The organism is Stenotrophomonas sp. YIM B13575, assembly GCF_042787595.1.
GTDB lineage: Bacteria > Pseudomonadota > Gammaproteobacteria > Xanthomonadales > Xanthomonadaceae > Stenotrophomonas > Stenotrophomonas lactitubi_B.
The window spans coordinates 23,266-32,137 of record NZ_JBHZOP010000025.1; the positions used below are offsets into that span (position 1 = coordinate 23,266).

The 8,872-nt window shown below is 65.9% G+C and carries 7 protein-coding genes and 1 pseudogene; 5 read left to right on the plus strand and 3 right to left on the minus strand.

Going from position 1 to position 8,872, the window contains the following annotated elements; translation table 11 throughout:
- Window positions 1-214: 214 nt before the first annotated feature.
- The 5 genes from ACFX4F_RS05850 (at window position 215) to ACFX4F_RS05870 (ending at window position 7,206) form a co-directional block, all read left to right on the plus strand.
- The gene (locus tag ACFX4F_RS05850) at window positions 215-2,461 is read left to right on the plus strand and encodes a methyl-accepting chemotaxis protein (protein ID WP_380653165.1); all 2,247 of its coding nucleotides are present in this window, start codon (window positions 215-217) and stop codon (window positions 2,459-2,461) included.
- Window positions 2,462-2,674: 213 nt separating this feature from the next.
- Window positions 2,675-3,448 carry a flagellar brake protein gene (locus ACFX4F_RS05855; RefSeq protein ID WP_380653168.1) on the plus strand — a complete coding sequence of 258 codons (774 nt, stop codon included), beginning with the start codon at window positions 2,675-2,677 and terminating at the stop codon, window positions 3,446-3,448.
- A 276-nt stretch (window positions 3,449-3,724) separates the two neighbouring features.
- On the plus strand, window positions 3,725-4,216 hold the full coding sequence (locus ACFX4F_RS05860; protein ID WP_099818377.1) for a chemotaxis protein CheW: 492 nt from the start codon (window positions 3,725-3,727) through the stop codon (window positions 4,214-4,216).
- Between the two features lie 138 nt (window positions 4,217-4,354).
- On the plus strand, window positions 4,355-4,738 hold the full coding sequence (locus ACFX4F_RS05865; RefSeq protein WP_025878966.1) for a hypothetical protein: 384 nt from the start codon (window positions 4,355-4,357) through the stop codon (window positions 4,736-4,738).
- A 98-nt stretch (window positions 4,739-4,836) separates the two neighbouring features.
- Entirely contained in the window at window positions 4,837-7,206 is a 2,370-nt protein-coding gene (locus tag ACFX4F_RS05870) for a methyl-accepting chemotaxis protein (protein ID WP_380653172.1), read from the plus strand.
- A 211-nt stretch (window positions 7,207-7,417) separates the two neighbouring features.
- On the opposite strand, the gene ACFX4F_RS05875 is transcribed toward ACFX4F_RS05870, so the two are convergent.
- From ACFX4F_RS05875 to ACFX4F_RS05885, 3 genes and pseudogenes are all read right to left on the minus strand, one after another.
- Window positions 7,418-7,810, minus strand: coding sequence for a transposase (locus ACFX4F_RS05875; RefSeq protein WP_380653175.1), 393 nt, complete (start codon window positions 7,808-7,810; stop codon window positions 7,418-7,420).
- Window positions 7,811-7,856: 46 nt separating this feature from the next.
- A pseudogene (locus ACFX4F_RS05880) lies at window positions 7,857-8,015 on the minus strand (IS3 family transposase); the annotation flags it as partial.
- Between the two features lie 47 nt (window positions 8,016-8,062).
- Window positions 8,063-8,356: a transposase gene (locus ACFX4F_RS05885; protein WP_380653178.1), complete on the minus strand. Its 294-nt coding sequence runs from the start codon at window positions 8,354-8,356 to the stop codon at window positions 8,063-8,065.
- Window positions 8,357-8,872 lie beyond the last annotated feature (516 nt).

Genomic DNA, 8,872 nt, shown 5'->3' on the forward strand with positions numbered 1-8,872 from the left:
ATATCGATGCGAACGCCCCGCCAGGGCGTGCTTTGCGCCGCATCTCCCTACGCCAGCGAATGTGACACAGGTCCATAAAGTCCGCCGCACAGGCGCCGCTATCTCGACATGACGGCAGTCACCGATCCTTCACCCGGCACCACCGTTCCCTCCTGCAACGACCTTTTGCCTGCGGCGCCGCCGCCGGTATTCTGCCCACCTTGGAGCACCCTGCATGAAGTGGTTCCACGATCTGCCCATCGCCCGCAAGCTGGCTGTGGGATTCACCCTGACCACCCTGATGACCGTCGTGCTGGGTGCGTTCGCCCTGGTCCGCCTGTCCGAAGCCAATGCCAAGCTGACCTCGATGGCGACCAACGACATCCCATCGGTGCAGTACCTCGGTGAAGTGCGCTCGCAGCTGGGTGAGTTCCGCACCTATGAACTGGCCCAGATCAGCATGCTGGACCAGCCGGAAAAGGTGGCCGACTACAACAAGCGCATGAACGACACCGCTGCGGTAGTGCGCGAGCAGCTGGCCGCCTATGCCAAGCTGCCGGCCGGCGACAAGGAGCGCGCGCTGTACCAGGCCGTGCAGGCCGACGTCGATGGCTACTTCGCCGCCAATACCAAGCTGCGCGAAGCGGCGACGGCGGGTGATGGCGAGACCGCCCGGCAGATCTCAGATGAGCAGTCGCGCCCGCTGCGCCGCAAGGCCTTTGAGGACCTGAAGGCACTGGGTGCGCTGCTGGGAACCCAGATGCAGGGCAAGATCGACGACGCCAACGCGACCCACCGCAACAGCATGCTGGCCATCATCGCCGCCATCGTGCTGCTGGTCGTGGTCGCCGCCACCCTGGCCGTGGTCATCTCGCGCGCCGTGGTCGGTCCGCTGGGCAAGGCCGTGCATGCCATCCAGGCGGTTGCCCGTGGCGACCTCAGCGTCACCACCCAGGCCACCGGCAAGGATGAGGCGGGCCGCATGCTGGCCGCCACCGCAGAGATGACCGCGATGCTGCGTCGCTTCTCCGAGCAGACCCAGCTGATGGCACAGATGCATGCCGGCCCCGATATCAGCCACCGCATTCCGGAAGATTTCCCGGGCGTCTACGGCCAGCTCGCCGGCGGCATCAACACGGTGATCTTCGAGCACCTCGATGCGATCCGTGATGCCATCGACGTGCTCAACCAGTACGCCACCGGCAACCTCGCCCCCGATGCCCGCCGCTTGCCGGGCAGCCGCGCGATCCTGCATGAATCGATGGATGCGGCCAAGGCCAGCCTGCTGGCGATCAACACGCAGATCCAGCAGTTGGCCTCGGCTGCCGCCGCCGGCGATTTCAGCCAGCGTGGCGATGCGCAGCGCTTCGATCACGATTTCCGCGTGATGATCGAGCAGCTGAACAGCATGATGCAGGTCGCCGACGGCAACCTGGGCCAGCTGTCGCAGCTGCTGCAGGCTATCGCCGGGGGCGACCTGACCGCACGCATGGACGGCCAGTTCCACGGTGTGTTCGCCCGCATGCGTGACGATGCCAACACCACGGTTGCCCAGCTGACCCAGATCGTCAGCCAGATCCAGGCCAGCACCTCCAGCATCACCCTGGCCGCCGGCGAAATCGCCTCGGGCAACAGCGACCTGTCGCGCCGCACCGAGCAGCAGGCCGCCAACCTGGAAGAAACCGCCGCGTCGATGGAGGAACTGACCTCCACCGTGCGCCAGAACGCCGAGCACGCACGCCAGGCCAACCAGCTCGCCATCGGCGCGCATGGCGTGGCCTCGCAGGGCGGCGAAGTGGTCGGCCAGGTGGTCACCACCATGTCGGCCATCGAAGCCTCCTCGAAGAAGATCGCCGAGATCATTTCGGTGATCGACGGCATCGCCTTCCAGACCAACATCCTGGCGCTGAACGCTGCGGTCGAAGCCGCCCGTGCCGGTGAACAGGGCCGTGGCTTCGCCGTGGTCGCCAGCGAAGTGCGTACCCTCGCCCAGCGCTCGGCCGCCGCCGCCAAGGAGATCAAGGGCCTGATCGACGAATCGGTCGGCAAGGTCGCCGAAGGCTCCAGCCTGGTCCACCAGGCCGGCAGCACCATGGGCGAGATCGTCGCTTCTGTGCAGCGGGTGACCGACATCATGGCCGAGATCTCCGCCGCCTCGCAGGAACAGTCGGCCGGCATCGAGCAGGTCAACCAGACCGTGGTGCAGATGGATGAAACCACCCAGCAGAATGCTGCGCTGGTGGAAGAAGCCACTGCTGCAGCACGGGCGATGGAAGACCAGGCCGCGCAGCTGGGCGAGGCCGTTGCACGCTTCCGCCTGGCCGCGCCGAGCGCAGGCAACGCGGCGCCGCGTGCGGCGATGTCCCCGGCCGGAAATGCAACGCGCAAGGCGGCGCCTGCGCCCATCGCCACGCCATCGCGCGTGCGCAAGCCCGTTGCGCAGCCGGCGCTGGCCGGCGACGGCGACTGGCAGGAGTTCTGATCGCAGCACCGGGGTGGCCGCGCGCCACCCCGACAGCGGAAAGGCAGCGCCGGGCCATGCCCGGCCCCAGCCGACCGCTTGCCCTTCGGTGTCCGGCATGGCACAACGAATCAGTCGAACGCGTGCGGTGCTACATAAATCCGCAACGCAGCCGATACTTCTTTCGAGCCACGCGCCCACACGCGTCGGCGCCCGCCCCTGACCACAGATTCCATGTCCGACGGCCACGACACTGCACCGCCCGAAGTCCATGCGGCCGACGCCGCCGACGATCGCTTCCTGGTCCGCAATCCCCGCCAGGTGCGGCAGCTGCTGCGTTCCCTGATCGAGCAGCGATCACTGATCAACGCCCATATCGACGGCCGCGATCGCTCCTTCCCGACCGCCCTGCTCGAACTGGACGAGGACGAGGACATCCTGCTGCTCGATGGCAGCCCGCAGGAAGCCTCCAACCGCGCCGCCGAACAGGCCGACCACCTGCTCTGCTTTGCCCAGCTGGAACGGGTGATGGTGCGTTTCCGCCTGCACGACCTGCAACGCGTGGACAACGAAGGCCACGTCGCCTTCCGGGCACCTTTCCCCGAGGAGCTGGTACACCTGCAGCGGCGTGAACTGTACCGGCTGGAGACCCCCATCACCGATTCACCGCACCTGCTGCTGCCGCCGGGCGAGGCCCAGGCCGAAGCGCTGTCGATGCGGGTGGTGGACATCAGTGGCGGCGGCCTGGCGGTGACCGTGCCCGTCGATTGCGCGATCTTCAGCCTGCAACAGCGTTACCGGGCGCAGTTGTCGATGCCCGATGGCCCGGACCTGCAGATCTCACTGGTGGTCTGCAACCTGCTGCCGCAACGCCTGCCCAACGGCACCGAGGTCAAGCGCGTCGGCATGCGCTTCGACGACCTGCCCCGCGGCGGCGACAGCGCCATCCAGCGCTACATCTTCCGCATCGACCGCCAGCGCAAGGCACGCCGCAACGGCGAGCTCTGACGCATCCACAACGGGATCTGCCGGCCAGCGGCCGGCACTACCATCCCAGGTAGATCCACGCCACGCGTGGATGCAGCCCCGGTAGATCCACGCCATGCGTGGATGCAGCCCTAGTAGATCCACGCCATGCGTGGATGCAGCCCTAGTAGATCCACGCCATGCGTGGATGCAGCCCTAGTAGATCCACGCCATGCGTGGATGGATCTCTAAAGTCCCCCACTACGGGGCCGATATCGAGCCTGACACCGGCACTTCCGGCAGAACCAGGACCCCTCGATGAACGACAAGAACAGCTCCGCCGCCGGCGCCGATGGCGAATTCCTCAGCTTCACCCTCGGTGCCGAGCACTACGGCGTGGACATCCTCAAGGTGCAGGAAATCCGTGGCTACGACGCCGTCACCCGCGTCCCCGATGCCCCGGACTACATCAAGGGTGTCATCAACCTGCGCGGCACCATCGTGCCGGTGATCGACCTGCGCCTGAAGCTGCGCCTGGAAGACGCCCGCTACGACGCCTTCACTGTGATGATCGTGCTCAACGTGGAAGACCGCGTGGTCGGCATCGTGGTCGACAGCGTCTCCGACGTGATCCCGCTGTCGGCCGAGCAGATCCGCCCGACCCCGGAATTCGGCGCCGCCGTCGACACCCGCTTCATCTCCGGCATCGGCACCCACGACGACCGCATGCTGATCCTGTTGGATATCGAAACCCTGCTGGACAGCGCCGACATGGGCCAGACCCACGTCGTCGAAGACGCCGCCGCCTGAACAAACGGACCTTCTTCACGTTTCTGTTACGCAGCCCTTCAGTTCCCCCCCATCCACGCCGATAGGGGGACAGAAGCCGGTCGCGCAGGAACGCGCCAAGGCCGGATCCACCATCACCATCCCCGGAGAATCACCCCGATGAAGTCCCTGCTTGCGTTCGTTTCGGCTGCCGTCCTGGCCACCACCGCTTCCTCCGCCTTCGCGCAGTCGGCCGAGATGATTCCGCCGGAGATGGCACCGCGCGCCGTCGGCAAGGACGGCATGGTCTGCGGCAAGGTCGAAAAGGCCCGCTTCGCAGAAGGTTCCGAAGGCCAGCCGACCTTCCTGTACATGGGCGGCGCCTTCCCGCGCCACACCTTCTCGGCCCGCATCGCCGGCGAGAACCGCGGCAAGTTCTCCTTCCCGCTGGAAACCCTGGAAGGCAAGACCGTGTGCGTGATCGGCAAGATCCAGCGCGATGCCTCGCGTGCGGAAATCGAAGTCAGCTCGCCGTCCAGCCTGAAGCTGGCCAACATCAAGTAATCCGCTGTCCGTCAGACCACGCCGGCCAGCGTGCCGGCGTGGCTGTTGCAACCGGGCCCCGCGCCCGGCCGCGTCTGCCTTAGGAGATCGCAACGCCCATGCCGTGGATCAACAACCTGAAACTGATGCCGAAGCTCATGCTGACCTTCGGTGTCCTCTTGCTGGTGATGCTGCTGCAGGGCATCGTCGCCTACCGTGGCCTGCATTCGCTGAACAACGTGACCACCGAGCTGGCCGGTTCACGCATGGAGAGCATCCGCATGGCCGGCGAGATGCGCGGCATGCTCGGCGAGTACCGCAACAGCGCCTACCAGCAGCTGATCCGCGCCAGCGACGACGTCAAGGCTGACGCCCGCAAGCAGGCCGCCGAGCTGCGCACCAGCATGGACACGTCGATCAAGGACTATCCGAAGCTGGTCGACAACGCCCAGCAGAAGAAGCTGTTCGACACCTTCGCCAAGGACTGGAAGGACGCGCTGGCCTCCTATGACAGCGTCACCGAAATGCTGGAGCTGGACCTGCCCGACGACGCGATCGATACCTTCGTCGGCGAGACCCGCACCAAGCACCGCAAGGCGGGCGCCGCGCTGGAAGCGCTGATCGCCGAAGACAACCGCCTCGCCCGCGCCTCGCGCGACGAAGCCGCCTCCACCTACTCCGCCTCGGCCGTGCTGACCGTGATCGCCCTGCTCGGCGGTGCGGCACTCGGCCTGGTGCTGGTGTGGCTGTTTGCCCGTGCCCTGGTCGGCAGCGTGCGTGGCGCCGTCTCGGTGGCCAACGACGTCGCCGGTGGCAAGCTCGATGGTCACATCGATGTCAGCCGCCAGGACGAAGTGGGCGAACTGATGCAGGCCATGCAGCGCATGCAGCGCGACCTGCGCGAGCGCACCGAGACCGACCAGGCGATCGCCCGCGAGAACCTGCGTATCCGCACCGCGCTGGATTACAGCTCGACCGGCGTCTACCTGACCGATCCCAGCAACACCATCGTCTACAGCAACCGCGCCCTGCAGCAGACCCTGGCCCAGTACCAGGACGAGCTGCGCCGCGACCTGCCGGACTTCGACGCCCACGCCTCGCTGGTCGGCAAGCCGGTCACCGTGCTCGAGCACCGTGGCGAGATGGACAACACCCTGCTGGCCAACCTCAAGCAGCATGGCGTTGCCCGCCGCCCGATGCAGTACGGCGATGCGCAGTTCGCCCAGGTCGTGTCGACCATCCGCAACGAAGACGGCGACACCGTCGGCTACGTGGTGGAATGGCGCGACCGCACCCAGGAAGCACAGGTCGAGGCAGAAGTCGCACGGGTGATCGCCCAGGCTGCTGCCGGCGACCTGTCCGGCCGCATCGATGCCAACGACAAGGAAGGCTTCTTCCTGCAGCTGGCCCAGCAGATCAACGGCCTGCTGGACGCCAACTCGGGCAGCATCGAACAGATCTCTGGCCTGCTGGCCGCACTGTCGCAGGGTGACCTGACCGTGCGCATGCATGGCGACTACCAGGGCGTGTTCGCCCGCATGCGTGACGATGCCAACGCCACCGCCGCACAGCTGAGCGAGATCGTCACCCGCATCAAGCAGTCCAGCCGCGCAATCAGCTCGGCCGCCGGTGAAATCGCCTCGGGCAACAGCGACCTGTCGCGCCGTACCGAGCAGCAGGCGGCCAACCTGGAAGAGACCGCCGCCTCGATGGAGGAACTGACCTCCACCGTGCGCCAGAACGCCGAACACGCGCGCCAGGCCAACCAGCTCGCCATCGGTGCGCACGGCGTGGCTTCGCAGGGCGGTGAAGTGGTCGGCCAGGTGGTCACCACCATGTCGGCCATCCAGGCCTCGTCGAAGAAGATCGCCGAGATCATCTCGGTGATCGACGGCATCGCCTTCCAGACCAACATCCTGGCGCTGAACGCCGCAGTCGAAGCCGCCCGTGCCGGCGAACAGGGCCGCGGTTTCGCCGTGGTTGCCAGCGAAGTGCGCACCCTCGCCCAGCGTTCGGCCGCAGCGGCCAAGGAGATCAAGGGCCTGATCGACGACTCGGTCGGCAAGGTCAACGACGGCTCGGCGCTGGTGCACAAGGCCGGCGCGACCATGGGCGAGATCGTCGCCTCGGTGCAGCGCGTGACCGACATCATGTCCGAGATCTCCGCTGCCTCGCAGGAGCAGAGCGCTGGCATCGAGCAGGTCAACCAGACCGTGGTGCAGATGGACGAAACCACCCAGCAGAACGCCGCGCTGGTGGAAGAAGCCACTGCTGCCGCACGTGCGATGGAAGAACAGGCGGGTCATCTGAGCGAGGCGGTATCGATCTTCGTGGTCGACGAAGCCGAAGTCGTGGTCGCCGCGCGCACGCCGGCACCGCGTGCTGCTGCCCCGGCTGCCCCGGCACCGATGGCACCGCCGGCCCGACGCGTCAGCGGCGCTCGCCCGGCAGTGACCGAACTGGCCGATGGAGACTGGCAGGAGTTCTGATTCCTGCCTGACCTGACCCACGAATACGCCCCGGCCCTGCGCTGGGGCGTTTTTGTTTCCGGAGTATCTGATTATCCAGCCAACGGCGAAGCCCCTCGGGGTGAATCGCGAAATGCGCATGTCCACTTCAGGTTGGCCGGGAGGGTGGGCTGCGCAGGGGACGCCGTGAATATGTGGTGGTCAAGTACTTCTGGACACTCCCAAAGGGAGTTCAGGCCACCTGCACTTCACGGAGCGCAGGTGGCACAAGGCCGTTGGCACTGTGCAGCCGACGGTGGTTGTACCAGTTCACAAATTGTTCGATGTCTGCTGCAGCCTCCTGTCGAGTGGGGTATTTGGAGTACAGCCATTCGCCTTTGAGGGTGGCAAATACCCGTTCCACCACCGCGTTGTCCCAGCAATTCCCCTTCCGGCTCATGCTCTGGGTGATGCCGTTGTCGCGCAGGATCTCGGCCATCGCGTGGCTGGTGTATTGCCGCCCTTGGTCCGAGTGGAACAGCAGTCCCGCCTGGGGGCGGCGCTGTTTCAATGCGCCGCGCAGGGCTCTGACCGCCAACCACGCATCTGCTTCGTGGGAATGCGCCCAACCCACGCGCCCTGACACCGGCCCGGCGCATCAGCGTCCGGGCGCGGTGGCGACCAACCTGCAGACCGCTATTGGTCAGTTCCCGGGCCATCCTGCGTGAGCCGCAGCTGCCCCGGTGGGACTTATGAATGCGACGAACCAGATCAACCTGGGCCAGCAGCTCCCGATCGATACGAGGCTCCCGATGCAGCCAGGCGTAGTAGCTGCTACGGGGATAGTCCATCAACTGGCACACCAACCGGATCGGAGCGGCCTTCCCCAATTCCTGGATCACTTGTTCCGGTGATCGCTGTCCCGAATGAAGAAGGCGATGGATTTTTTTAGCAGGTCGCGCTCCTCCTTGAGCCTGCGGTTCTGGGCTTCCAGTTCGGCGATTCTGACCTGCGCATCTACTGGTGGCGCCTCCGCATGCGGGTCATGTTTTCGCCGCCACTGCTCGATCCACCGCCTCAGCGCCGTCGGGCCGACATCCATCAGCTGGCAGACGTCTCTTACTGTCTGCCCCTCTACAACGACAAGGCGAACCGCCTCGTCCCTCATGCCCTGAGTGATCTGTTTTGCCATGGGTCTACCTCGATGCTCGAAAATGATCCTATCGAGTGTCCAAGTTGATTAGACCACCGCAATACGTCCCTGTAGGCTCGGGCGCGCCTTGCTCTTGTGCGCTGTCCTGCGCACACGGCAAGACCGGGGTTGGGCGTCCTGCCCAACCCGCCCGAGGCATGCCTCGGGCCCATGGCGCTTACGCCCCTGCGCAGCCCACCCTCCTGGCCACGGACAGTTTCCTTGCGCGTCCACCCCGGATTGAAGAAAGAAAAGCAAAGAGCGGAGCCACAGCTGCAGCGCTTCCGGGGTCAGATCCGTTTTCCGCAGGAAAACGGATCTGACCCCTCTTTCCACTTGGAAATCCAACGCTCTTGCAGTCCGCCGACGTGAAGCCTCGGCGGGACGGATCGGGGTGGGCAGGCAGGACCGTTGGCGCCATGGATGGCGCCATCGAGCCCCCATGGTGAAGTGACCCCCGAGAGTTGGACGGTGGGGTCAAACGGCCGCTTGGGCCTGTTCCCGGTACTGTACCGG